This is a genomic window from Flavobacterium salmonis (assembly GCF_903819435.1).
Taxonomy (GTDB): domain Bacteria; phylum Bacteroidota; class Bacteroidia; order Flavobacteriales; family Flavobacteriaceae; genus Flavobacterium; species Flavobacterium chungangense.
In genome coordinates this window covers 97,885-124,349 of record NZ_CAIJDP010000078.1, presented here as the reverse complement: position 1 = coordinate 124,349, position 26,465 = coordinate 97,885, and the positions used below count along the sequence as shown (strand labels likewise).

General features: G+C 32.7%; 26 protein-coding genes. 5 read left to right on the top strand and 21 right to left on the bottom strand.

Translation table 11 applies throughout. The annotated features are described in order from the left end of the window. Positions 1-61: 61 nt before the first annotated feature. A complete protein-coding gene (gene smpB / locus FLACHUCJ7_RS16120) occupies positions 62-517 on the bottom strand; it encodes an SsrA-binding protein SmpB (protein WP_031453465.1) in 456 nt (151 codons plus the stop codon). A gap of 69 nt (positions 518-586) precedes the next feature. Between smpB and FLACHUCJ7_RS16115 the strand changes: the two genes are divergently transcribed. Continuing rightward, the gene (locus tag FLACHUCJ7_RS16115; protein ID WP_078228242.1) at positions 587-820 is read left to right on the top strand and encodes a VF530 family protein; all 234 of its coding nucleotides are present in this window, start codon (positions 587-589) and stop codon (positions 818-820) included. On the opposite strand, the gene FLACHUCJ7_RS16110 is transcribed toward FLACHUCJ7_RS16115, so the two are convergent. The 11 genes from FLACHUCJ7_RS16110 to FLACHUCJ7_RS16060 all read right to left on the bottom strand — a co-directional run bounded on the left by FLACHUCJ7_RS16110 (position 817) and on the right by FLACHUCJ7_RS16060 (position 11,678). After that, the gene (locus tag FLACHUCJ7_RS16110; protein WP_180909591.1) at positions 817-1,380 is read right to left on the bottom strand and encodes a DUF3575 domain-containing protein; all 564 of its coding nucleotides are present in this window, start codon (positions 1,378-1,380) and stop codon (positions 817-819) included. The genes FLACHUCJ7_RS16115 and FLACHUCJ7_RS16110 overlap by 4 nt on opposite strands. 105 nt (positions 1,381-1,485) lie before the next feature. After that, positions 1,486-2,034 carry a GNAT family N-acetyltransferase gene (locus FLACHUCJ7_RS16105; RefSeq protein WP_180909590.1) on the bottom strand — a complete coding sequence of 183 codons (549 nt, stop codon included), beginning with the start codon at positions 2,032-2,034 and terminating at the stop codon, positions 1,486-1,488. A 30-nt stretch (positions 2,035-2,064) separates the two neighbouring features. Beyond that, positions 2,065-3,795 (bottom strand): sodium:solute symporter, encoded by a 1,731-nt coding sequence (locus FLACHUCJ7_RS16100; RefSeq protein WP_078228239.1) that lies wholly within the window; start codon positions 3,793-3,795, stop codon positions 2,065-2,067. A 119-nt stretch (positions 3,796-3,914) separates the two neighbouring features. Continuing rightward, positions 3,915-6,443: a PIG-L family deacetylase gene (locus FLACHUCJ7_RS16095; RefSeq protein ID WP_180909589.1), complete on the bottom strand. Its 2,529-nt coding sequence runs from the start codon at positions 6,441-6,443 to the stop codon at positions 3,915-3,917. Between the two features lie 243 nt (positions 6,444-6,686). Continuing rightward, entirely contained in the window at positions 6,687-7,760 is a 1,074-nt protein-coding gene (arsB, locus tag FLACHUCJ7_RS16090; RefSeq protein ID WP_180909588.1) for an ACR3 family arsenite efflux transporter, read from the bottom strand. 1 nt (position 7,761) lies between these two features. Beyond that, a complete protein-coding gene (locus FLACHUCJ7_RS16085) occupies positions 7,762-8,391 on the bottom strand; it encodes an arsenate-mycothiol transferase ArsC (RefSeq protein ID WP_180909587.1) in 630 nt (209 codons plus the stop codon). A 17-nt stretch (positions 8,392-8,408) separates the two neighbouring features. Continuing rightward, positions 8,409-8,882, bottom strand: coding sequence for a DUF6428 family protein (locus FLACHUCJ7_RS16080; protein ID WP_180909586.1), 474 nt, complete (start codon positions 8,880-8,882; stop codon positions 8,409-8,411). A 57-nt stretch (positions 8,883-8,939) separates the two neighbouring features. Then, positions 8,940-9,509, bottom strand: a complete 570-nt coding sequence (locus tag FLACHUCJ7_RS16075) for a hypothetical protein (RefSeq protein ID WP_180909585.1) — start codon at positions 9,507-9,509, stop codon at positions 8,940-8,942. Between the two features lies 1 nt (position 9,510). Beyond that, on the bottom strand, positions 9,511-9,837 hold the full coding sequence (locus FLACHUCJ7_RS16070; RefSeq protein ID WP_031453475.1) for an ArsR/SmtB family transcription factor: 327 nt from the start codon (positions 9,835-9,837) through the stop codon (positions 9,511-9,513). A 304-nt stretch (positions 9,838-10,141) separates the two neighbouring features. Next, entirely contained in the window at positions 10,142-10,792 is a 651-nt protein-coding gene (locus FLACHUCJ7_RS16065; protein ID WP_078228235.1) for an endonuclease III domain-containing protein, read from the bottom strand. 16 nt (positions 10,793-10,808) lie between these two features. Further along, positions 10,809-11,678, bottom strand: coding sequence for an alpha/beta fold hydrolase (locus FLACHUCJ7_RS16060; protein WP_180909584.1), 870 nt, complete (start codon positions 11,676-11,678; stop codon positions 10,809-10,811). A 132-nt stretch (positions 11,679-11,810) separates the two neighbouring features. Here FLACHUCJ7_RS16060 and FLACHUCJ7_RS16055 point away from each other — a divergent pair, with 132 nt between their 5' ends. From FLACHUCJ7_RS16055 to FLACHUCJ7_RS16040, 4 genes are all read left to right on the top strand, one after another. Continuing rightward, positions 11,811-13,238, top strand: coding sequence for a glycogen synthase (locus FLACHUCJ7_RS16055; RefSeq protein ID WP_180909583.1), 1,428 nt, complete (start codon positions 11,811-11,813; stop codon positions 13,236-13,238). Next, positions 13,228-14,508, top strand: a complete 1,281-nt coding sequence (locus tag FLACHUCJ7_RS16050; protein WP_078228850.1) for a glucose-1-phosphate adenylyltransferase — start codon at positions 13,228-13,230, stop codon at positions 14,506-14,508. Before FLACHUCJ7_RS16055 ends, FLACHUCJ7_RS16050 begins: the two co-directional genes overlap by 11 nt. A 147-nt stretch (positions 14,509-14,655) precedes the next feature. Continuing rightward, positions 14,656-16,560 (top strand): 1,4-alpha-glucan branching protein GlgB, encoded by a 1,905-nt coding sequence (gene glgB / locus FLACHUCJ7_RS16045; RefSeq protein ID WP_078228232.1) that lies wholly within the window; start codon positions 14,656-14,658, stop codon positions 16,558-16,560. Positions 16,561-16,758: 198 nt separating this feature from the next. Continuing rightward, positions 16,759-19,158, top strand: coding sequence for a glycoside hydrolase family 31 protein (locus FLACHUCJ7_RS16040; protein WP_078228231.1), 2,400 nt, complete (start codon positions 16,759-16,761; stop codon positions 19,156-19,158). A gap of 214 nt (positions 19,159-19,372) precedes the next feature. On the opposite strand, the gene FLACHUCJ7_RS16035 is transcribed toward FLACHUCJ7_RS16040, so the two are convergent. The 9 genes from FLACHUCJ7_RS16035 to tatA all read right to left on the bottom strand — a co-directional run bounded on the left by FLACHUCJ7_RS16035 (position 19,373) and on the right by tatA (position 26,274). Then, positions 19,373-20,167 carry a DUF7738 domain-containing protein gene (locus FLACHUCJ7_RS16035; protein ID WP_180909582.1) on the bottom strand — a complete coding sequence of 265 codons (795 nt, stop codon included), beginning with the start codon at positions 20,165-20,167 and terminating at the stop codon, positions 19,373-19,375. After that, complete coding sequence (locus FLACHUCJ7_RS16030) at positions 20,164-20,574, bottom strand: CAP domain-containing protein (protein WP_180909581.1); 411 nt, start codon at positions 20,572-20,574, stop codon at positions 20,164-20,166. The genes FLACHUCJ7_RS16035 and FLACHUCJ7_RS16030 overlap by 4 nt, the downstream gene beginning before the upstream one ends. 57 nt (positions 20,575-20,631) lie before the next feature. Beyond that, complete coding sequence (locus FLACHUCJ7_RS16025) at positions 20,632-21,042, bottom strand: hypothetical protein (RefSeq protein WP_180909580.1); 411 nt, start codon at positions 21,040-21,042, stop codon at positions 20,632-20,634. A 5-nt stretch (positions 21,043-21,047) separates the two neighbouring features. Next, positions 21,048-21,452 (bottom strand): hypothetical protein, encoded by a 405-nt coding sequence (locus FLACHUCJ7_RS16020; protein ID WP_180909579.1) that lies wholly within the window; start codon positions 21,450-21,452, stop codon positions 21,048-21,050. After that, positions 21,453-22,751, bottom strand: a complete 1,299-nt coding sequence (locus tag FLACHUCJ7_RS16015; RefSeq protein ID WP_180909578.1) for a hypothetical protein — start codon at positions 22,749-22,751, stop codon at positions 21,453-21,455. Further along, positions 22,752-23,096, bottom strand: coding sequence for a hypothetical protein (locus tag FLACHUCJ7_RS16010; RefSeq protein ID WP_180909577.1), 345 nt, complete (start codon positions 23,094-23,096; stop codon positions 22,752-22,754). A 4-nt stretch (positions 23,097-23,100) separates the two neighbouring features. Further along, entirely contained in the window at positions 23,101-24,822 is a 1,722-nt protein-coding gene (locus FLACHUCJ7_RS16005) for a type VI secretion system Vgr family protein (RefSeq protein WP_317170922.1), read from the bottom strand. A gap of 204 nt (positions 24,823-25,026) precedes the next feature. After that, the gene (locus FLACHUCJ7_RS16000; RefSeq protein WP_180909662.1) at positions 25,027-25,857 is read right to left on the bottom strand and encodes an IS982 family transposase; all 831 of its coding nucleotides are present in this window, start codon (positions 25,855-25,857) and stop codon (positions 25,027-25,029) included. 243 nt (positions 25,858-26,100) lie between these two features. Then, positions 26,101-26,274, bottom strand: coding sequence for a twin-arginine translocase TatA/TatE family subunit (tatA, locus tag FLACHUCJ7_RS15995; RefSeq protein WP_078226750.1), 174 nt, complete (start codon positions 26,272-26,274; stop codon positions 26,101-26,103). Positions 26,275-26,465: the final 191 nt, after the last annotated feature.

Genomic DNA, 26,465 nt, shown 5'->3' with positions numbered 1-26,465 from the left:
CTCCAGTCATTTATAAAAAAAAAAGCAATACTCATCATATTGCTTTATTATAGAAAAAAGACTAATTGAAAGCTTTTTTAATTCGGTCCAAATCACGTTTCGTGTCCTGTTCTTTCAGGGATTCACGTTTATCGTAATTTTTCTTTCCTTTACAAAGACCAATTTGTAGTTTGGCAAGTCCTTTTTCATTTGTAAATAATTTTAGCGGTACTATAGTCAATCCTTTTGCCTGAACACTTTTTTGAAGATTTTTTAACTCTTTCCTGTTCAATAGCAATTTTCTCTCACTTCTTGATTTATGATTGAATTGATTTCCAAAGGCATATTCTTCGATATAGGTATTAATGGCAAAAAGCTCATTATTACTAAATTCACAAAAGCTTTCGGTAATATTTGCCTTTCCTAATCGAATGGATTTAATTTCAGTTCCGGCCAAAACAATTCCGGCAGTGTAGGTGTCGATTATTTCATAATCAAACCTGGCTCTTTTATTCAGTATATTGACAGTTTTTAACATAGATGACAAATTTAAGAACAAATATATGAAAGAGCAATTGTTTTTGTAGAAATGATATAAATTTGCAGAATGGAAAATCAAAAATCAAAAGATCCTTTACACGGAATTACACTTCAAACGATAGTAGAAAAATTAGTTGATTATTATGGGTTTGATACTTTGAGTGAATTAATTTCGATAAAATGCTTTACTGAAAACCCCAGTATAAAATCAAGTTTGACTTTTTTAAGAAAGACAGATTGGGCTAGAAAAAAGGTAGAAGAATTGTATGTGAAATCACTATCTAAGTTTCCTGAAAATTAATTTATTTTGTAGGAAATCATAATTCCCCCTCCGTATGGAAGCCATTCACCACTTTTATTCCAATTTTTTATGTTTTCATAACTTCCGGGCGTTCCATCATTATAATGACCTTTATAAAAGCCGTGATGCCAGCCTCCTCTAATAAAAATATCTAATAAAAATTTATTATTTAGTTTTTTATTGTAACCAATTGTGGCTCCAATTCTGTAGCCCATTCCTTTCTCATAGCGATTTGGGAAATCATTCCAATAATCCCATTTTTGAAGTTCATAACTATCAAATCCCATATGGCCTCCAGCATATAAACCATTATATTTTTCTTTAAAATGGTACCGTATTTCAGGTGTATAAGTAATAAACTTCATTGGTTTTTTGCCATCAACTGATTCCCAAAAGGAAGCCATTATATCAAAGCTAAAAGTAGTTTTTTCTCCAATACTGGTTTCTACTCCTACATTTGGAACAAGAGCAAGTGCTGTAAAAACATTAAATTTTACATATGTTTGACTTTGTACGCTACCAGAAAATATAAAAACAATTATAAAAAGTATTTTTTTCATGCTTAAAAGTTGAAAACAGTAAAATTATCTTGTTTTGCCTGTAAATATAATGGAATTTAATAATGATAATTATATTTTTTTTAAGCATTCATTATTAATGAAATTTTAATTATTCAATAGTGAATAAATTACCTTATCCAGAAATTTTCCTTCATAAAAGTCAGATTCTTTAAAATGAGCTTCTTTGACGAAATTGCATTTTTGTAAAACCTTTTCAGACGCAAAATTCTCAGGATCAATTACGGCTTCAATTGAGTGTAGTTTTAAATCGTTAAACCCAAAAGTAATTAATCGTTGTACTGCCTCTGTAATAATTCCTTTTCCGTGAAAATCAGGAAGTAATATATAACCTATTTCGGCTCGGTAATTTTCAGGCTGCATTCTGTAATAACCAATAATACCAAGGAGTTTAGAGTTGGTTTTTAAAGTAATTCCCCAATTAATGCCGGTATTTGTTACTATTTTTTCTTCAATCATTGCAATATGTTCGAGCGCGTCTTCACTAGATTTTACTAAAGGTCTGGGAATGTATTTCATTGTTTCCGGATTAGAACGTAATTCAAAAACTTCATTTACATCGTCGTTTGTAATTCGTCTTAAAATCAAACGATCTGTTTCTATAACCGGAAACGGAGTAAAATTAAAATTCAGCATATTCAGTGATATTATAAAAAGTAAATAGAACTATAACTCGCTCAACTCATTATTTTTTCTTTTAAAAAAAGAAATTTGCATAAATAATGATAATAAGATCGTTAGGATTGCACCAATAAAATTCAACCATAAGTAACCTAATTTTTCCTCACCACTAGGGTAAATGTATATCATAAAGTAATAAATGACGAAAATAGTAAACTGGCTAATAATTGCACTATAGAACATTGGTTTTGCCTGAACGCTTCGCAGATAAAATCCAACCAAAAAGATTCCCAGAACCGTACCATAAAAAATAGAACCAATTATGTTAACCAACTGAATTAAATTCTCAAATAAAGTACCTACACAAGCAAAAAGTATAGCAACAATTCCCCAAAAAAGTGTGAAGAATTTGGTTGCATTAAGATAATGTTTTTCAGACTTCTCTTCTTTTAGATTTCTCTTATAGATATCAATTGCAGTAGTTGAGGCCAAAGCATTTAAACCTGAAGCTGTTGAAGACATCGCTGCCGAAATAATAACAGCAAGCAGTAATCCAATAAGTCCTTTTGGCAAATAATGTAAAATGAAATGAAAAAACACATAATCTTTATCATTGGTTTCGCTATTGCTATCAGCTTTAGAAATCAATTCTTTTGCCCGGTCTCGCAGATCTTTTTCCTTGTTGGATAATGTGACTAATTCTTTTCGAAGAATAGGATTGTCATAATCCTGATTTAATTGTTCAATATACAAAAGATTGATTACTTTTTTATCTTCAGATAGCTTATTTAGTTTGATTTCCAACGCATGATATTGGTCTTTGAAAGCAGATTTTTCAATAACAATTTTATTATTCGGATTAAAGTTTAAAGGAACGGGATTGAATTGAAAAAACACAAAAACCATGACTCCCGTTAGTAGAATAAAAAATTGCATAGGAACTTTTAAAAGACCGTTCATAATTAATCCCATTTGGCTCTCCTTAACAGATTTTCCAGATAAGTAACGGCCAACTTGTGATTGATCAGTGCCAAAGTAGGCAAGCATAAGGAAAAAACCACCTGTGATTCCGCTCCAAAAAGTATATCTTTCTTCAGGATCAAAAGAAAAATTTACAATATTCATCTTGTCATTTGCACCGGCTATATGCATGGCACTTGAAAAAGTCATATCCTGTGGCAAATAATGTAGAATTAGAAAAAAAGTGATAAACATTCCGGACATAATAACAAACATTTGCTGCTTTTGAGTCACGTTTACAGCTTTTGTTCCTCCTGAGAAAGTGTAAATGATAACCAGTACACCAATAATAATGTTCATGAAAGTTAAATTCCAGCCTAACAGAGTTGATAATATAATTGCAGGAGCATAAATGGTTAGGCCAGTTCCTAATCCTCTTTGGACTAAAAAAAGAATAGCAGCTAACGAACGGGTTTTTACATCAAATCGTTTTTCCAGAAATTCATAGGCGGTAAAAACTTTGTTTTTATGGTATAATGGAATAAATGTCAAACAAATGACAATCATAGCAATAGGCAATCCAAAATAAAACTGTACAAAACCCATTCCGTCATGATAAGCCTGTCCCGGTGTAGACAAAAAAGTAATGGCACTTGCCTGTGTCGCCATTACTGAAAGCCCTACAGTATACCACGGTGTTTCGTTATTTCCTAAAATAAAGTCTTCGACATTTTTGCTGCCTTTGGTTTTCCAGGATCCATATCCTACAATGAACAAAAGGGTAACAATGAGTACAATCCAGTCAAATAGCTGCATAAGTTATGAGTATAATTGCATGATTAAGAAAAAAATAATAATGTAAACAGCATTAGCAACTAATACATAAGTATAGCTTTTTTTCCATTTTTTTTCTTTTTTAGTTTCCATTTTGAGTTTTAGTTTTTTAATTCCTGTTTTGGAGCCTCTATGGGTTGTTTTAACGATATAATATTCGAAAGTAATCGATAAGCACCGGGAACACCTTCAGGCAATTCTCTAAAAAAGCTCAGGCCTGTGTAAATGTAGTATCCTTTTCCATATGGAGCCACTAACAAAGCACCATTTTTTCCAGACTCACCTTTATCATGGGAGGATATAATAGGAGTAAAAGCAGAATCGAACTGGTTAGGATAATATAATCCTTGTTCTTGTGTCCAGCCTTCAAAATCTTTTGTACTGATTTTATTTGGAATATTTAAAACCGGATGATTCGGGGCTAAAAAAGTAATTTTCGCATTTTCTTCTGTAACACGATCATTAGAAGGTTTAAGCGGGTAAGGAGCTATCTGGTCAGTAATTAATTTACCATTGGTATTGTATTGTACAATCATAGTTTTGCCACTTTTTACAAAATCAAATAGAATAGATTGTTTATTAGCCAGAGCAGTTAAAGTGTTATAGGCACGAATTCCGGTAATGACAACAGTAAATGAATCAAGTTTTTCCGGAGTAATTTCTTCTGGTTTTAAAATAGTTACTTTATAACCCATCTGTGCTAAGCTTTCAGGAACTTCATCACCTGCACCCATAATATAGCCAATAGCACCACCACTTGTTTTTAAATCAATTTTTAAAAATTTTGATTCAGCAGATTTTAAAACCATTTGTTTGGTAATATGCGCAAAATCAATGACAGTTTCATCTTTGTCAAAACGTTGATTGTTAATAATTGCAACGCTTTTAGCAATAGCTTCTTCAAAATTTGATGGAGGTGTAACTTCAAAATAAAATGTTTGTTCCATGCCTTTTTTATCCAAAGAAAACGGAATTAGTTTTGGAGAAACTATCCAGCTTTTAGGCAGCTCAAGTTGCAAATCTCCCTTAATACCATCTTTTCCGGCACGTACTTTTACCGGTACCAATTTACTTTCATTATCTTTAAAAATCAGTACTTTTTCAAGAATTGAAGTAGTTACTTCCGGTACAATATCCAGAAAATTATACATTTCGCCTTTTACACCGTCGTTATATTTATATACTACAGTTCTTTCAAACGGAATTTCAATACCATTAATTTTTACATTAAAAACAACTTTTACATCTCTGATAATATCGGGAATTCCTATGATTTCCTGCTTAGAAACGGTATACATTCCAATACTAGCTTTTTCTTTCAGCCAATAAGGTTGTGTATATTCCATAGTCTCGGGAAGCTCAATTTCGAGTTTTAATCGTTGGTCGTTATTGTTTTTTAAGAAAAGTTTATATTTAACCGTGGTTTTGTTATCCGGTAAAGAAGTTAAGCCTGTCAATTGCATTTCAACTGAAGATCTGTTGATTGCTTCAAGATTTAATTTAATAGTGCTTCCTGGTGTTGCTTCCTGTTCTTCGGCAACTGCTTCTAAATATAAGCCTGCACTGGATGCGATGATGTTTTTTATAGCATCCGATTTTAAATCTTTCCAATGAGTATCTTCCAAAGACTGAATCATATCATAGGCACTTACCAGATCAGGAATACTGGCTGATGGATTGTTGAAATTATAATTGGCAATAATTTTTGAAATCAGTTCCCCAATTGGTTTTCCGTTTTTGACACGGTTCCATGTAGTGTCAATTCCATCAAATAAATTGTTGCGGTCTTTTGGTTTCTCTCCATTTATCAGTTCCAGATATTCAGTTTCGTTACCACGGCTTCCTGTACTTCCAAAACCTTGCGATTGATGACGGCTGCGGCTTAAAGCTGCAATTTCCTGATTCGATTTTCCTGTTCCGGCATAGTAAACACCAGTTTCCAGTGTAGTAAATTTAGATTTATCAGCCGCATCAAACTTTTCCTGACTGCCGTAAAACCACCATGACGGATTAAAAAACTGTCGTTTTACCTGCCATGGATTTACATATTCTAATTGTTCAGGATATATTTTAGGATTATTTGTCAAATCAAAACTCTCAACACTCAGCATTGCGGATGAAGTATGATGTCCATGAGTAGTTCCTGGGGAACGATGATCAAAACGGTTAATGATTACATCTGGCTGGAATTTTCTAATGGTCCAGACAACATCGGCAAGTACTTTGTCTTTGTCCCATATTTTTAAAGTTTCATCAGGGTTTTTAGAAAAACCAAAATCATTCGCACGAGAAAAAAATTGTTCCCCGCCATCAATTTTTCTGGCTTCAATTAATTCCTGAGTTCTAATTACACCCAATAATTCACGTAATTGAGAGCCAATTAAATTTTGTCCACCATCGCCACGTGTTAGAGATAAATAACCGGTTCTGGCATTTACTTCATTGGATAGATATGAAATTAATCGCGTATTTTCATCATCAGGATGTGCTGCAATATACAGTACAGATCCTAAAAAGTTTAATTTTTGAATTTGATTATAAATTTCAACAGCATTAGGTTTTTGTGGCTGTTGAGCAAAAGAAATTTGTATACTGATAAAAAAAATTAAAAAGAGCTGAGTTTTTCGCATAGCGTGATTCGAATTTTTGAAATAGCTCCAAAAATACTAATAATATCTTTGTACAATATTTAAATGATATGTTAATGTTCAATTTATTTCAGATTTAAAAGATACTTTATTGTCTTTAGGAGCTATTTCCAGCTGTACACTATATCTTTTGTGGCAAACGCTGCCACAAAAGGATGCCGTTTCCATCTGGGCTAAGGCTTTAGGTTTAATTAGAAATTGAGTAAAAACTAATATTTTAAAACTTCAATAATTGAATCTAAAAAAATACTTTTTTCTAAACCAAAAAGCAACATTCACAAGTGCAATCAATGCAGGAACTTCTACTAATGGACCAATAACACCTGCAAAAGCCTGTCCGCTGTTAATTCCGAAAACACCAATGGCTACAGCAATTGCTAATTCAAAATTATTTCCTGTAGCTGTAAAAGCAATCGCAGCACTTTTCGAATAATCGGCACCAAAATACTTTCCGATAAAAAAGCTAATGACAAACATGACAACAAAATAAATCACCAAAGGAATCGCAATTAGAAGTACATCCATCGGAATTTCAACAATCAATTCTCCTTTTAAACTAAACATAATCACAATCGTAAACAGTAAAGCAATCAAGGTAACAGGAGATATAAAGGGAACATATTTATTCTGAAACCATTCTTCTCCTTTAAGTTTTACCAAGCTATAACGACTTATACTACCAAGCGCAAAAGGAATTCCTAAATAAATGCCTACGCTTTCTGCAATTTGCCCAATGCTTATATCTACATTAAATCCTGTATACCCAAAATAAGGAGGCAAAATCGTGATAAAAATATAAGCATAAATACTATAAAGCAAAACCTGAAAAATACTGTTTAAAGCGATTAATCCTGCGGCATATTCACGGTTTCCATCAGCCAGATCATTCCAAACCACAACCATTGCAATGCAGCGAGCCAAACCAATAAGTATCAAACCAATCATGTATTCCGGATAGCTTTTTAAAAATAGAAGCGACAGTGCAAACATCAATATTGGTCCAACTATCCAATTTAGGAATAATGAAGCGCCAAGGATTTTTGTATTTTTAAAAACTTCTCCCATGTTTTCATATTTCACTTTTGCCAAAGGCGGATACATCATCAAAATGAGTCCAATTGCCAACGGAATATTGGTAGTTCCGCTGGAAAAGGAGTTTATAAAATTTCCGCTTGACGGAATAAAACAGCCAATAGTAACACCTATTATCATGGCAAGAAAAATCCAGACTGTAAGAAATCGATCCAGAAAACCCAGTTTTTTTCTTTCTGCAACCGGAGCACAATGATTTATAGCCATATTATTTTTTTATTTGAGAGAAAACATAAAACATTTCAGTTGCAATTTGAAGACTACGTTCCTTATATTTCTCAGTTTGCTGTGCTGTATTATCAAAAGCTTTTGGATCTTCAAACATAATCGGAATTCTGTTTTCTGCCCCTGCAATAAACGGACAGCCTTCGTCAGCCTGTGAGCAGGTCATAATTGCAGCAAAACCACTTTCAGGATTGAATATATCATCATAAGTTTTAGAAAAACCAATAATTGGAGATGCATTCTCAGCAAATTTTATGGCATAAACGGGATTGTTTTCCTGAGAAAGTTTTTGAATTTTAAAACCTGTGTTTTCTAAAACTTCAGCAACTTTTGGAAACATTGCTGTAGCTTCCGTTCCTCCCGAATAGCAAAAAATATTTTTGATTCTGTAATAATGGGCTGCCGTTTGCGCCCAAATTTGCGATAAATGACTTCTTCTGGAATTGTGTGTACAAATTAAATTCAGGCGAATGTCTTCTTTACTGTCAACTTTAAACTGAATAAAATCTATAAGCGGCTGCAAAATATTTTTGCGTTCAAAGTCAATTCCATCAAAATCAAAAGATAACACGGTTTGTTCAATTTCAGGAAATAAGATTTCTTTATTTAGCATTTTCTTAGATGTAAAAATTAGCAGCAGCTTCCGCCAGGAGTGCAGGAATTAGTATTGTCTGTATGAAGTTGGGTAAGATTCAATTTAGATTTTTCTTTAGGAGTTCCACAATTTTCCTGAGCCAAACAAGCCGTTTGCTTATTAAGAAGTTGAAAATCTTTACCATTAAAGTCTAAATCATATTTGCCAATAGTATGGTCTTGGTATTCTACTTCAATTTCAAAATCTTCAATTCCCAAAACCTTTTCCGAAAGCTCGATAATATGAATGAGTTTTTGTGGTTTTAAGCGATGTTCAAAATCATTGGCATCCCAAAGCTGAAAATTAACAACAGTTTCTTTGCGAACCGTTCCGCCACAATCAATAAAGTTTTTGGTAATTAAACCAACTTCGGTTACATGAAAATATTCCGGAACATAGCTTCCGTTTGGTAATTGAAAATTTACTGTTTCAACAGTATTCAGTATTTGTTTGATTTCTGAAAGTTTCATAATCTTTTATTTAATTGTTTATTGCAATATTGCGATTTTTGTTGCGAAAAAAAGTTTTTAACAACACTTAAGTTGGATTTTTCTAAAGTAAAAATTGAATCCAGGTATATAAACCAAAACATGTAGTAAGCCTATTAAAATTGAACCAGGTAAGATATTTAGAACAATTATTTTAAAAAGATTATAACTTTCAAATTCCTGAAAATTATTTTGCAAGCTCACCATGCCTTCTTTTGTAAGATTGATTTTAAGAACTAGAAATACAGCAAGACCGGCAAAATGAAAACCATTTACCAAAAGATGTATCATATACTCCCAGCGAGGTAGACCACCCATAAATTCCCGACTGTCTTTTTCTACAAATGCATCGATAGTCATTATAAAAATGTCCAGAAGAATAAATAGTAAACCTATAATAAATAGTTTGTTATTTTCGATGCTAATAAACAATGTATAAAGAATACCTGAAAATAAAAAGGCTCTTATAGTATGCATGAGATGCTCAAATTTACTCTCTTTATTTTCATGCAAACGATATTTATAAAGATGTAAATACAATCCATCAAACAATGCTAATGCTGAATATAAGATTAATAATATTGTACAGATAACAAAAGCAATTTCCATATTAACAGCATTTTTGATTTGTAACAGTCAGGATAATTTTAGAAAAGTATTCCTTTAAGGTATCAAATGTTTTTTCGTCGATACAATAGCAAATCGAATTTCCTTCAATGTTTCCTTTGATGAGACCTGCGTTTTTCAATTCTTTCAAGTGTTGAGAAACTGTAGGTTGTGCAAGAGGAAGTTCATTTACAATATCACCGCATATACAAGTATCTACTTTTAATAAGTATTCAATGATGGCAATTCTGGCAGGATGCCCCAATGCTTTTGCAATTATAGCAATCTGATTTTGCTTATCGGTAAAATGATCTGTTTTAGTTGCGCCCATTATCTTATTTTTATATTGCAATATTACGATAATTTTTTTTTGAAAAAAAACTGATGATGACATTTTTTTATATCTAAAGAGATAGGTTAACCCGTTGGGTGAATTGATTAAAAAAATTGATTTGATTATAAAAAGTATAAAATCGGGAGTAAAATATCATTTATAACTTAAGGAATTAATGTCATCCTGAGCGGAGTCGAAGGCTTTTGAATACGAAAGGGCTTCGACTAAGTTTATCCTGAGCGAAGACGAATGGACTCAGCCTGACACTTATTTTTAATTTCACCCAGCGGGTATAGTTCAATCAAATTCCATTTTTAAGATGTAGAAAATAATAACAAATATCATTCAAAACGCATTCTTCACATTTAGGTTGTGGCCGACAGATTTCCCTGCCTAAAAAAGAAATTGCCATACCAATTTCTGACCAGATTTTCTTTGGTAAAGCTTCCATCAATTGTTTTTCTACTTTGTTGCCTTCCTTGCTTTCCTGTGCAATTCCAAGTCTGGGAGCAACACGAATTACATGCAAGTCAGTGATAATGCCTTCTGCAGGCTGATCGGTTTCCCTTAAAATCACATTGGCAGATTTTCTTCCTAAACCTTTCAAAACGGTAAGTCCATTCATGGTGAGTGGAATACTTTTGTCATCTTTTATGGTTCGGGCAATTTCTAAAAGCCAGTTTGTTTTGGTAGCATGATTACGAACTTTGCTGACGTATGGTGTAAAAGTTTCTGAATCTGCTTTTGATAAACTTTTTAATGTTGGGAATTTAGTAAACAGATCTGGAGCTATATTGTTGATATTCGCATCAGAATCCTGCGCTGATAAAACAACCATTACCAATAACTGATATGTGTTTTCATAATTCAAAGGATGTTTTTTGCCCTTATATTTTTTTAAAATGGGTTTTAAATCTTGTTCCCAATTTCTTTTTTCTCCAAATAAATCCATGTCAATTTCAATTTAATTATTGTTGTTCTCCAATGAATTCTGAAATTTTTTTGATTACATCATGATTTCCTAAAATTTTACGGTGTCCTAAACCTTCAGTTAGGTATAAACTGCCGTTTTGAAGATTATTATGAATGTGAATTCCAGCTTTTACAGGAACTTCCGGATCATTTTTGTCATGAATTACCAAGACTGGAATTTCTATTTCTTTTGCGGCTTTATACGCCGAAAAATCATCCATCTTTACCTGATATTTTTTTTCAAAGTAATTACGCAAACGAACACTAATTTCGGGTTTTAACTTTAATTTAGAAATAAAATCATCCAAAATATTCTGTACAATATCACCACTTCCAATGATTACAGCTTTTTTAACTCGTAAGCCGTTTTTGAGTGCATTCAAAACCGACATTCCACCTAATGAATGACCAATAGCAATTTCAAAAGGACCATATTGGTTTTCAATTTCTAAAATCGAGGCTATAAATTCAGACATTATAGTAGTACTGCCTTTAGATTTTCCGTGGGCAGGAGCATCAAAACTCACAATTGAATATCCATTTTCTAATAATGAATCAGCGATTTTGAACAATTGCGTTCCCCTTCCTGACCAACCGTGTACCAGCAATATTTTTTTATTTTTTTTTCCATATTCATAAACCGTAATATCTTTATGTATAGCAGGAATATGAAGTGTGTTTTGGATACTTTCTGAATCCATTTTTAATTCTCTTTTCGGAATTTTATGTTTTATTGGTGTTGTAAAAAGTTTAGCCGCATATAGCGTAACGAGTTTATGGGAAATAATCGCACATAATTTGACAGAAACAATAATAAAGAATGGGATTTTTAGAGATTTTGTAGGATTTGGTGTTTTTTTTGGCATAATGATAAATTTTACTCCAAGGCTAAATTTTATTTATTTTTTCCTAAATTTAAAAAACATAAAAGTACCACAAATTATCAGAGTTTTAATATTAATAGAATCTAGTATCAATTTTATAAATAGAAGTCTTACATGAAAATATTTCATATTAGTACTGAGTGTTATCCAATGGCAAAAGTGGGCGGTTTGGCCGATGTTGTTGGCGCATTACCTAAATACCAAAAAAAAGCGGGTCATGAAGTCAGGGTAGTAGTTCCATGTTATGATACTAAATTTAAAAATGAAAATGTTTTTGAAACGGTATATTCCGGTAATGTTGTATTAGGGAATTTTGATTTTCCATTTAATGTCTTAAAAGAAGTAACAGATAAATTAGGATATGAATTGTATCTGATTGAAATAAAAGAATTATTTGACAGGCCAAATGTTTATGGTTATGAAGATGACATTGAACGCTTTGTATCCTTTCAAATTGCTACTTTAAACTGGATTTTAGAGGAGAATATAATTCCGGATGTCATCAACTGTCATGATCATCATACAGGATTAATTCCGTTTATGCTTCTGTATTGTTATAAATATGAAATTCTAAGTAATGTTAAAACCGTTATTACTATTCATAACGGATTGTATCAGGGATGGTTTAATCATGATAAAATGAATTATATCCCGGAGTTTGATGTACGTCATGCCGGTTTTCTGGAATGGGATAATTGTTTGAATTCGTTGGCAGTAGCGATTAAATGTGCTGGTGCAGTGACTACGGTTTCTCCAAGTTATCTGGATGAAATTAATGTTTCTGCAAACGGACTGGAATCATTATTTAATAAAGTTCGGATCAAATCAAGAGGAATTTTGAACGGAATAGATATCGAAGTATGGAATCCGCTAACTGATAAAATGCTGGAAGAACATTATTCTATTGAAAACTTTGACTTTGGAAAACAAAAGAATAAAGAAAAATTGTGTGAGCGATTCGAATTAGATTCTTCTAAGCCTTTGTTTAGTTTTATTGGTAGATTGTTTGATGAAAAAGGAGGTGATCTTTTGCCTCAGTCTTCTGTGTTGTCTTTGTCTGAGAATTTCAAAAATTTGAATATCCTGATTTTAGGATCGGGAAACCCGGATATTGAAAGTCAATTAGTTCAGTTAAAAGAAGAATATCAAGGAAATTATAATGTTTTTATTGGTTATAATGAAGAATTAGCGCATTTGATTTATGCAGGTTCAGACTTTATTTTAATGCCTTCAAGAGTAGAGCCTTGCGGGTTAAACCAGATGTATGCTTTGAGATACGGAACCATTCCAATAGTAAGAAGAACTGGTGGTTTACGGGATACAGTAATTGATTTTGGTGATAATGGAAACGGAATCTGTCATGATCAGGCTTCGGTTGAGGATGTTTGCTATTCGATTAATCGAGCTGTAAAATTATATACTGATAAGAATCATTTCAATGAAATAATAAAAAGAGGGATGGCTAAAGATCATTCCTGGGAAAGAGTTTGCCAAGAATATATCGAAATATATAACCAAATAATTGAAAAAAATGAAAGTTAACAAAAAGGGAGTCGTTGCTATTATTTTAGGAGGTGGTCAGGGATCACGTTTATATCCATTAACAGAAACCAGATCGAAACCAGCTGTTCCGATTGGTGGAAAATACAGATTGGTCGATATTCCGATATCCAATTGTATCAATTCGGATATTTTTAAAATATTTGTTTTGACCCAGTTTAACTCGGCTTCATTAAATGCGCATATTAAAAACACTTTCAATTTTAGTATTTTCAGTCAGTCATTTGTTGATATTTTAGCTGCCGAGCAAACTCCTGATAACCCAACCTGGTTTCAGGGTACTGCAGATGCTGTTCGTCAGTGTATGTCACATTTTTTAAAACATGATTTTGAATATGCTTTAATACTTTCCGGAGATCAGTTGTATCAAATGGATTTTAATGAAATGCTGGACGCTCATATTGCTGCCGATGCTGCGATTTCTATTGCGACGTTGCCAGTAAATGCAAAGGATGCTCCTGAATTTGGAATCTTAAAAACCAATAATGAAAGCTGCATTGAAGCTTTTATCGAAAAACCAAATGCTTCACTTTTACCAGAATGGGAATCGGAAGTAAGCGAGCAAATGCAGGCTCAGGGAAAAAAATACCTGGCTTCTATGGGAATTTATATTTTCAACCGCCAATTATTGGAAGATTTGATGTCAGATCCTGATACCAAAGATTTTGGTAAAGAAATTATTCCGCAAGCTGTTGGTAAACATAAAATCCTGAGTTATCAGTATGAAGGATATTGGACAGATATTGGAAATATAGAATCCTTTTTCGAAGCAAACATTGGTTTAACTGCAGATATACCAGAATTTAATTTATTTGATAACGATAACAAGATTTTCACACGCCCAAGATTATTACCGCCATCAAAATTCAGAAATTCAAATATTAATCAATCGCTAATTTCTGAAGGCTGTATCATCAATGCACAGGAAATAAAAAGTTCTGTAATTGGCATACGTTCCAGAATTGGTGACGGAACTGTTATTCAGCATTCGTATGTAATGGGGAATGATTTTTATCAGGATCTCGATGAAATGAATCAGGACACTATAAATAATAAGATACATATTGGAATTGGAGAAAATTGCTTTATAAAAAATGTTTTAGTTGATAAAAATGTACGCATCGGAAATAATGTCTATATTAACGGAGGTAAGCATTTAGAAAATTTCACTAATGAATTATACAGTATTAAAGATGGTATTGTTGTCATTAAAAAAGGAGTGGTGCTTCCGGATAATTTCAGGATAGATTAATTTTTAGTCCTTTAGTAAGTAGTGATTAGCGAGAGGTAATTACTAGGAAAAATCATTAAAATAAATGAACTGTTACTAAGAACCATTATTACTCATCAATAAACAACAACTAATTACTAAGTACTATTCACTAATTACTAATAATATATGTCCAACGTTATAACGCATTCCCTATTTACCGATTTTGATATCGATTTATTCAAGGCAGGAAAACACTTTAGATTATACGAAAAATTAGGTGCACACTTAGTTGAAGTCAATGGGGTTAAAGGTGTTTATTTTGCTGTTTGGGCTCCAACAGCACAATCTGTTTCGGTTGTAGGCGATTTTAATTACTGGACTCAGGGTGAGCATTTACTTCAGGTACGTTGGGATTCTTCAGGTATTTGGGAAGGCTTTATTCCAAATTTAGATAAAGGCGCACTTTATAAATACAAGATTCAGTCTAACATTGACGGAATCGTAACTGAAAAATCAGATCCTTTTTCTTTATACTGCGAAAAACCACCCCATACTGCTTCTGTAGTCTGGGATTTAGATTATAGCTGGAAAGATGAAAACTGGATGCAGTCGCGTAATGAAAAGAATGCTTTAGATAAACCTTATTCGGTTTACGAAGTACATTTGGGCTCCTGGAAACGTGGTAATGATAATAAGTTTTTAACCTATTTGGAATTGGCTGACGATTTGGTTACTTATGTTAAAGAAACAGGTTTTACACATGTAGAATTTATGCCTGTTATGGAATATCCTTATGATCCATCATGGGGTTATCAGTTAGTTGGTTATTTTGCACCAACCTCCCGTTTTGGAAAACCACAGGATTTTATGGTGTTGGTAGATAAATTACATCAGGCCGGAATTGGGGTAATTTTAGATTGGGTCCCATCCCATTTTCCTGATGATGCACATGGGCTTGGATTTTTTGACGGTTCACATTTGTATGAACATCCGGATCGCAGAAAAGGATATCATCCCGACTGGAAAAGCCTTGTTTTTAATTACGGTCGTAATGAAGTTCGCGCTTTTTTAATCAGTAATGCTGTTTTTTGGCTTCAAAATTATCATGTTGACGGTTTACGTGTTGATGCTGTAGCGTCGATGTTGTATTTGGATTATTCCAGAAACGATGGCGAATGGGAACCTAATATTTATGGAGGAAATGAAAATTTAGAAACTATCAGTTTTCTTAAGGAATTTAATGAAGTAATCTACGCTAATTTTCAAGGTGTTCAGACAATTGCAGAAGAAAGTACTTCTTTTCCAATGGTTTCCAGACCAACATTTACAGGAGGCTTAGGCTTTGGAATGAAGTGGATGATGGGGTGGATGCATGACACTTTAAAGTACTTTCAGAAAGAAACCGTTTACCGAAAATATCATCAGAATGATTTGACTTTTTCAATGACATATGCATTTACCGAAAATTTCATGCTGCCTTTTTCACATGATGAAGTGGTTTATGGGAAACAGTCTATTGTCTATAAAATGCCGGGCGATGAATGGCAGAAATTTGCCAATTTAAGGTTGCTTTACGGTTATATGTTTACCCATCCGGGAACCAAATTATTATTTATGGGTTCTGAATTTGGGCAGACTGCCGAGTGGAATTTTGAAAACAGCCTCGACTGGCATTTGTTGCAGTATGATTATCATTCAGGCATAAAAAAGATTGTGACCGATTTGAATTTATTGTACAAATCACAGCCTGCTTTATATGAAAAACAGTTTAGTGGTGAAGGTTTTGAGTGGATTAATTATTCGGATCATCAAAATGCGGTTATATCGTATATCCGAAAGGGAAATAATTCTAAAGAAAATTTGATTGTTGTTTGCAATCTTACTCAGGTAGTTCGGGAAAATTATAGAATTGGAATTCCTCACAAAGGAAAGCTAAAAGAAATTTTTAATACTGATTCTCCTCTTTACAGCGGAAGTGGAGTAGGTAATCCAGGAACTTTACAGATTGAATCTTCTTCCTATGATGGAAGGGATTTTTCTGTTGAATTAATTTTACCGCCATTAAGTGTTACAGTTTATTCTTTGGTGTAATTAAACAACTTTTTTTAGACTGTTATTTTGTTATTTTTTAAAGTTATAAATTACTGAATTGATGTTTTTTTAATACATATTTTATCACTCATTCAGAAAAAACGTTTTCGTTAATAAACCTAATAATCATAGGGGCTTACTTAGTTTTTTTGTATGTTTGGAACGAACATATGTTGGTTTAATTAATTCATTAGCAATATGATTGTAAATACACAGTTAGAGTATAAGGGAGATTTGTATCCGTCAAAAATTGTGTCGTATGAACACGAGGGTGATTCTGTTTTTTTTAATACTGATAATAAGGTAATCCTGAAAGTTACTATTCTAAGGGATAGTTTAATCCGTTTTAGATTTACTACAAAAGGCTATTTCAGTAACGATTTTTCGTATGCTATCGATAAAAGCCAGTTGCATGGATATAACTTTCTCGAACTGACAGAAGAAGAAACTTATTTTCAGATTAGAACCAGTAAAGTAAAGTGCAAAATTCAAAAAACAGATCTCCGTTTGTCAATTTATGATTTAAATGACTTTTTAATTCTGGAAGACGAACTTGGTTTTCATTGGGAAGAAAGTTATGAATATGGCGGGAATATTGTAAAAATGAGTAAATCATCAAAAGATGGTGAATGTTTTTATGGTCTTGGTGATAAAGCCACCCAAATGAATTTAAAAGGCAAAAGAGTTGAGAATTTTGCTACAGATCAATACGCTTATCAAAAAGATCAGGAACCCTTGTATAAGGTTGTTCCATTTTATATTGGCTTGCATAACAAGCAATCATACGGTATTTTCTTTGATAATACATTCCGAACTTTTTTTGATTTTTGCCAGGAAAGAAGAAACGTTACAAGCTTCTGGGCAGAAGGCGGCGAAATGAATTATTATTTCGTTTATGGCCCACAAATGCAGGATGTAGTGACAACATATACTGACTTAACAGGAAAACCTGAATTACCTCCGCTTTGGGTTTTGGGATACCATCAATGTAAATGGAGTTATTATCCTGAAAGCAAAGTAAAAGAAATCACGTCAAAGTTCAGAGAACTTAAGATTCCATGCGATGCCATTTATCTTGATATTGACTATATGGAAGGTTTTCGATGTTTTACGTGGAATAAAAATTATTTTCCGGATCCAAAGAAAATGGTCACTGAATTAGCCGAAGATGGCTTTAAAACAGTTGTAATCATTGATCCGGGAATCAAAATTGACAAGGATTACTGGGTGTATAAAGAAGGATTAGAGAAAGATTATTTCTGCAAAAGAGCCGATGGGCCTTATATGAAAGGAAAAGTGTGGCCGGGGGAATGTAATTTTCCTGATTATACCAATCCTGTGGTTCGCGAATGGTGGGCAGGATTATTTAAAGAATTAATCTCGGATATTGGTGTAAAAGGAGTCTGGAATGATATGAATGAACCTGCAGTTATGGAAGTTCCTAATAAAACTTTTCCTATGGATGTTCGTCATGATTATGATGGAAATCCTTGCAGTCACAGAAAAGCACATAATATTTACGGAACACAAATGGCAAGAGCAACATACCATGGTGTAAAACGATTTGCTTATCCAAAACGTCCATTTGTTATTACAAGATCAGCTTATTCTGGTGCCCAGCGTTATACTTCGTCATGGACCGGTGATAATGTAGCAACATGGGAACATTTATGGATTGCCAATATTCAGGTACAGCGCATGTGTATTTCCGGAATGGGCTTTACAGGTTCTGATATTGGCGGCTTTGCAGAACAGCCAACCGGCGAATTATATGCCCGATGGATTCAGTTAGGTGTTTTTCATCCTTTCTGTAGAACACATTCTTCCGGTGATCACGGAAATCAGGAACCTTGGGCTTTTGATGAGGAAGTAATTAATATTACACGAAAATTTGTGAGTCTTCGCTATCAGTTATTACCTTATTTATATACGATGTTCTGGCAGTATATCGAAGAAGGGATTCCAATGCTGAAACCTTTGGTATACTACGATCAGGATGATACACAGACACATTATCGCAATGACGAATTTATCTTCGGTAATCACATACTAGTTTGCCCGATTCTGGAGCCTAATGCCATAGGAAGACGTATGTATATTCCAAGAGGCGAGTGGTACAACTATTGGACAAATGAATTTGCAACTGGAGGTCGTGAAGTTTGGGTTGATTCTAAATTTGATGAAATTCCGGTTTTCGTAAAAGCAGGGTCTGTTATTCCAAAATATCCGGTTCAGCAATATGTTGGGGAATTAGAGTTTGATGAACTTGTACTGGATTATTACTTCAAAATGGGAAAGGAAAAATCAGAAGTTTATGAAGATGCACAGGATGGTTATGATTACAAAAAAGGACGTTTTAGCTTTTTATCTTTTAGAACCGTCGGAAAAGAAAAAGAAGTAATTATCCAGTTGTACAAAGAGGGAAAATATGAAACTCCATACACTAAGTACAAAATTAACTTTATAGGATTACCTTTTAAAGTGACCGAAATTGAAATTGACAATGAAAAGATTGAATTTAATGCACTTGATTTTGAAACAAACCATTTCTTAATCGTTGAAAAAGAATTCAATGAACTTCATATTATTGGAGAATAATATTGCCTAAGTAATAATAGTTTAAACTAAAGGGTTTAGCTTTTTTGATTAAAGCTAAACCCTTTTTTAAAGGTATGGCAACTTCTTATTTTTGTAAGTAATACTATGTTAGCTGATATAAAAATCGGTTTCTTGTACTGTTTCTTTTTTTGAAGTTTGGCAATGCGATAAGAAACTACACAACAGTATTATTAAAAATATTTCATTTGTAAATTTAGAATTTAAAATATTCCTGCCCTTTATCATGCACAATACGGATGTATTCTATTTCGCCTTCGGTCTGGCGGTACATGATGTTATAAAAATCTGCTTTTGCTTGTTCATCGGGAGTCAGGAAGCCATTAAAAGTAGTGAAATAACCATTTGACAAAGTAGTGACAGAACCGTCTTCATGTTTCGAATTCAGATCCGCATCATAATATTTGATAACTGGCAAATCTGCCGCTTCTCTTTTTTTATTAATGTCACATACTTTCATTCCCGCTTTTACTGCTGCGCCTTCTATATTTAAAGATTTAGAATAAATTTTAAATGGATAAATGAAATTTTTTGGTGCTTCGGATCCTATAGTATTCCTTTTTTCGATTCTTTCGTATTTTTCTTTTTTATAGTCTTCATCATACAGGTCTACATTTTTATCTTTATCTTTATCTTTTATAAATGCTACAGATACTCTTCCTTTAGCTTCCTGTAGTTTACCCATTTGTCCCAAAGGACTATCGAGATTCATAAAGAAAATATGGAGTTCATCAATACTATTATCTTTATCGGATTCGGAAACATAAATTCCTAAATCGTCCCAAATATATACACTTGTGTGATGTATTCTACTATATTTACCAAAATTTTTCACCCATTCAGCTACGGGTTTACCAAAAGGTAGCTCCTTGTTTTTATAAGTAATACTATGTTCGCTGATATAAAAATCGGTTTCTGGCATGAATTCTTTTTTTGGGGTTTGACATTGCATAAATATGGTACTCAATAGTAAGATTGCTAATTGTTTCATTTAAAATAGTTTAAAATTTCCTGTACTTTTTTGTTACTAATCGCTCTTTCGGTTACCTTTTCAGCATGCTCATAAGGAGTAGCACTTTGAAGTCTTGGAATAATAGTATCATTCTCTTCAATCCAAATATTAACCGCTTTATTAGCCCAATCAGCAGCCTGGTAAACAGGGTGTATCGTATATTTGTTTATCACATATTTAGCCAGTTGTTCTCCTGTGGGATCGCTATTTGTTTTCCAGATCTCCAGAATTTTTTGGGCAACATCCTGGACAGCTATTTTGGCAAGTTCAGAAGCCAAAGGGTTAAGAGGATGAAGGGCATCTTTGGCAATTTGGGTATGGATCGGCTCAGTACTGTGATTTTTATTTTTCTTTATAGGATGTGTCTCTACTCCAAATTTTTGCAAATGTATGTACCTCTAATAATGTAGGCAGATAATATATTAATATGATTGCATTAGAGTTTAATTATCTTCTGATTTATACAATCTATTGACTATATAAAAAGTAAAAATTAATTCAAATACAAAATATGATAAAATAATTACTTTGGCTATTGTATCATAACTTTCCGTCTTAGTAAATAGCCGGAATTGATAAAAAGAATTTATATAAAACTGTTGTAAGCAATTACCTAAAACCAGAAACATCATTATGCCTTTATAATCAAATTTCATCCGATTTTCAATAATAACAAGAATGATAGTTAAAATATAAATGACAAATGTTATAAAAATTGCAATTACAGCAAATATAGGATGACCTGCTCTTTCATAATGTTTTGGAACATAATTATCTAATCTTGCAAAGAATCCAAGCAGAACAAAAAAATGAACCGGAAAAATTAAGAGACCTATGTATACTATTTTTTTCATTATAACTACTTGTCTTCTGATTTATACAATCTATTGATTACATAAAAAGTAAAAATTAATTCAAACAGAAAATATGATAAAATAATTATTACTGATGAAGTATCAAATGATTCTGAATCAGTAAATAAATTATACTCAAAAAAAGCTTCCCAGAAAAAATGAAGAACACAGTGTACAAATAAAATAAATAAAACTATTTTTTTAAATTGTGTTTTATTGAGTTTTTCCAGCGCTAAGACTACAAACATAATAACACAAGAAAATATTGTAAAAATAAAGGATAATGCTGAAGCCATTGGATTACCAGTTTTATTCCAAGGTGTATAAGCGTCTAACCTTACAAAAAAAGCTTCTAACAAAAAATATTGAACAAAGAAGATTAAGATTAGTATAATAATATTTTTTTTCATTTAAAATTTTAGTTTAAAGGCATTAGTGTAGTAGAAAAAATTTTCTGTTTTTAAACTAAATTTCACACGTAGTATGTCTGTTATTTCTTCTCCTTCTAAAGGTTTAGGATAATTACCTTCATACATCATATATTTAGTTGCAAATTCTTTTGCATTTTTTGCATTTTTTAAATAGTCAGTATTTTTAACAGCATCCACTGAAGCGAAGAATCTGTTTGGACTACTATAAAAGACAGGAATATAAAACTCTCTTTTTCCTCTTTTTTTAGCAATTTCATAATCAATAATTCCTTTTAAAGAACATTTATTATCAGTTGCAAATTTCGTCATTTTTTTAAAAACAGAAAGATCAAATTTACTTGAGTCAAGATGAAATTTTAATGCTAATATCCAAGCCAAATTTTTTACATAATTTAAATACCAATCAGGTCTCAAGTATATCATGTCTGGTTCACCTCCATCAGAACAAAAATGATCTGTTGTAAAATACCCTCCTCCATACATTTTAAATTTATCAGTAGGCTTTAGCAAATAAACTTCTTGAAGTACTTCAGTCAATGTTTTACCATTAAAAGCTTCATGTTGGTAGTCTTTATTTGTTAAAAAATCATAACCATATTTTTTAGTATATTGATTAATTCTAACAATCCAAGGTTCTACATCTTTTGCTAAAACCTTACCTCCTTGTCCTTTCCAAGAAGAAATGGCAAGAGGTAAATTTTTATTTCCAGAATGCAAATCATAGGCTACTAAATTCGATGGTTTTATATTATCTAATTTAGAATGTGCATAAGTATCCCCAAATCTATGTAGGAGTTCTCCTAATTGACGTATCGAATCTTCACGGTTATTATGATCAATTTTTAGCCATAAAAATTTTACTGCTGTCATAAATTCTTCAATACCATGAAATCCTCCCGTGAGAGAATGCACTGGCCCCTGATAATCTGGACTTATCCAGGTATCATTCAATTCAAAATCCATTTCGTTATGAATTGTGGTGTCTGGAGCTTCAGCAGCAATTGCTAATTCTTCAGCATCAGCTTCTTTCATTCCCAACATTAAACAAACCAAATACACTGTACTGTAATGTCCGTCTGTTTCATAAAAGACAACCTTTTTATCATTCTTTTCAAACTTTGATGGTAGCGGGCTTTCCGGCTCGCCATAACTATATTCAGGTGCAAAATAATCAATACGTCCATTCGAATTAATTTCGACTCCTTCTTTGGCATACCATCTTGTAGTTCCTCCTACTTTTATATTAACATTTCCTTTTACTCGTATATTTTCTGACATCTATTTATTTTCTTCGATTATTTCAAAAGTTAAAAAATCTATCGCATGAAACTGTTCTTCTGCATAGAAGGTTTTATTAGCAATTTCCTGAATTTGTTCTTTGGGCATCATTATCATCACTGTCCCATCTGACATTTGTATTTCATCTCCCATTTTTTCCAGCTTAAAGTATTCAAAATTTATTCTGATGTGACATGGAGAACTTGTCATATAATTGCCAAAAGAATCCCGGTAAATTACTTCGTGGTTGTTTACTCTAAAATGCGAACTGTTTTTAGAATTATCATAACTAAAATTGTCAACTGTCCCCATTATTGTAATTCCACTGATTATTCTGATTGCCATGACATTAGTTTTGTTTCGTTTTTTCGCTACTGTTATTTTTTATCTCTTTTTGAGAATGTATTTCATGACCGTTTTCTGTTTGTGTAATAATCTTACTCCCAGAAGTCAGATTGTGGTCTTTTGTAGTTTCTGAATTCAAATCTCCATCGATATTTACATTATGATTTCCACCCACATACAAAATCTTATCCAATCCAACTCTGGTATTTAGTATTCCGACAACATTTGTCGATTTATCAACACCCGCACTTTCTGTAATATTCATTCCTGCAGTGGTAGTAATATTTTCGGAGGCATTCATAATAATATTGGAAGCATTCATTGTTATCACTTTGGGTGCAGTAATATTGATATTTCCGCCAATAGTATCCAGTTGAATTTCATTGCCAATTTTATCTGTGATAATGATGCTTTCGTCTTCAGTAAATTTTAGGATATGCCCACTACGCGTATGAATTACTTTTACATTATTTTTACCGTCTGCATAACCGCTGGATTGGCTTCCATTGTATTGTGCTCCCAAAACATACGGATTCTGTGCATTGCTGCCTTCAAAACCTACTAAAACTTCTTCGTCAATTTCGGGAATAAAGTAAAATCCTTTTCCTGAACCTGAATGTGGCTGTATCATACGAAGCCACTCACTTGAATTGTTTCCGCCTGCCCAGTTAAACTGTACTTTTACACGTCCTAATCCTTCCGGGTCATTATTGTCTTTTACTTTGGCTGGCTGTGTTTCTGCTTTGGCAAATACATTGACGTCTGTAAAATGTGGTGCTGCAACATCTGCCGGAATGGCCTTGAAATTACAGGAGTAATTTCCGTGAACCTGAGAGATGTGTGATACTTCTGTCACAATAAGTTCATGCTCTACAGTCTGGTTTACGATGCTGAAAACCTGTCCAAGCCCTAACGGAAAATAAGAAGTTCCACTGTAATATACACTATTGGCGTCGCTGCCTGCTGTTTGCAGTTTAACCATTTCTTCGATTTCTTCGCTGCTTTGAGCATTGGTTGTATAAGCTCCATTGCTTAAGTCGTTTTGGGTAACGGTTCCCTGATTGTGTCCTACAACGGCCGAGAAACTGTCTTTACTTCCTGAAGAGGTTCTTGCTGCCGAGTTACGAATATTGGCTGCACCATTGTAATCATACCCTCCCAAAGAAATTTTATGGGAAGCCATATTGGTCTGGATTTTAAAACCATGCAGCGAAGATCCGTTGATGAGTTTTATTTTACTGGTTTTAGTCTGTCCGAACTGCATTCGCATCCCGTCAAAATAAAACCATTGCCCGTAACGTCTGGCCAATCGTTTTAAGAAATCAAAATTGGTTTCATTATATTGAGCCATGTATTTGAACTCCTGAAGATAGGTAGATTTTATAGCATCTCTTTCATAGAATTCTCCCGGACCTTCTGCTAAAATATCCAGTACAATATCATTCATACCTCTTTGCTGGTAGGTTCTTGATTTTTTCATATCATCCAGAACGATAGTATGGCTAATACCTGTAACATGTAATCCTTCGGCACTGCCATGAAGATCTATAGAAGATAATTCTGTTATGATTCCTTTGCTCATCAACCGGATTCCGGTAAGGCTTTTAAAGGTAAAGATAACTTCATCTCCAAGATACGTTCGCAATGCCTTTGCCTGATCTGCTGGATTGATTATCGCCTTGCCTGTATATTGCCATACAAAAGAAAAATGATGGTGATCGGCCATCTTTTTGTGACAGTTCTAAATTATGATAAACTACGTTTTGGGTAAAACTACCTATACTGATATGTACCTGTTCTGAAAAATGTGCCATAACTATTTTTACATTAATTATTAAGTAAGAATTTTTTGTAAAAATAGAATTTAAAATTACTTTAACAAATATAATGAGTTATAATTTGTATTTATTTTACTACTTAATTCAAGTTGCTAGTTAATTGATTTGTTTAATTGTAGTGCGAATACAAAGAGTGTAAGCTTTATAATAAACCCATCGAGTGTCACCGCGTGTATTGTTCTTGGGAAAAGTTTTTTGATATCGCTAATTGTTGTTTCTACTCTTTTTCTCATTTTTAATTTTTCCCTTTTTTGTTCTAAAGTATCATTTCTTTTAGAATTCGACTTTCTTTGAATTTTCAATAAAATTGCTTTTCGTTCCAAAGCTTTATCTTCTAAACTATAATCTAAATAAGCACTATCGCCATATATTGAAGCTTCGGCAGGTAATTTGTCAATCATTCTTCCTAATGATTTTACATCAGCTGTTTTTCCTGGTGTAAAATGAAATGCTATTGGAATACCTGATTTTGTTGTTACTAATTGTACTTTGACACCGTAAAAGTAATTGCGCATACTTGCCGTGTAACCTCTCCACTTTTTATCTTTAAGAATTTTGCATTTTGAAATTCTCATATTATGGCATACCGCTACTGGAAAAGAATCAATTATATAATGCATTTCGCAACAAAAGTCTTTAAAATAAGAACTTATAATTTCAAATAATTCATAAAGAAGCTTACCTATTTTATGAAGCCGCCTATTGAATCTGCTTTTCTCAAGCATATTAGGGATATACCCGTATTGCTTCATAAATTGAATTGCAGAAGAATGATTGCCATAGAAACTTGTCGAGGAAACTATGGCTGTTATTATTATTTCACTGTCACTTACTTGTCTTCTAACATCTTCTTTGTGCTCAATTCCTTGTAAAATATAATCGATTAAACAAAAAATTGAAATAATTTTGTCTTGTGTAAGCATCATATCTGTGAGTCTTTAGTTGTGGTAAACCAAATTTCTCACTTTTCATGCTTACTTTTTATATTTTATAACTAGCAACTTGAATTAATTACTAATTATTTTCGTTTGCAAATTTTTATTTTCAGGAAAAATCCTTCAAGAATGCAAGCTTTTGAATGTAAATAATTTAAAAATTGGACATAAAAAATCCCAACTAAAACTATTATGATTTCAGTTGGGATTCAAAACACTCTTTACAGAGTTTTATTTAACTTCTTCTTCTTTTTTAGCAGTAGGTTGATCGTCTTTGGCTGCGTTTTTAAATTCTTTAATTCCGCTTCCTAGTCCTTTCATTAATTCCGGAATTTTTTTACCTCCAAAAAGTAATAAAACAACTGCCAATATAATAAGGATTTCTGTAACGCCAAATCTTCCCATAATAGTAAAATTAATGCCGAAGCAATTTATAAATTTTTGTTGCAAATGTATATAGAATATACGTATCAGAATAGTTTTTAGACTAAAATGTTTATTTTGAAGAGCGTTAAATATTTTATAAAATAAAAAAATAAGAAGTATTGTATCAAATTTGACACATACCACCAAATGTAATAATTGTTATATTTGCG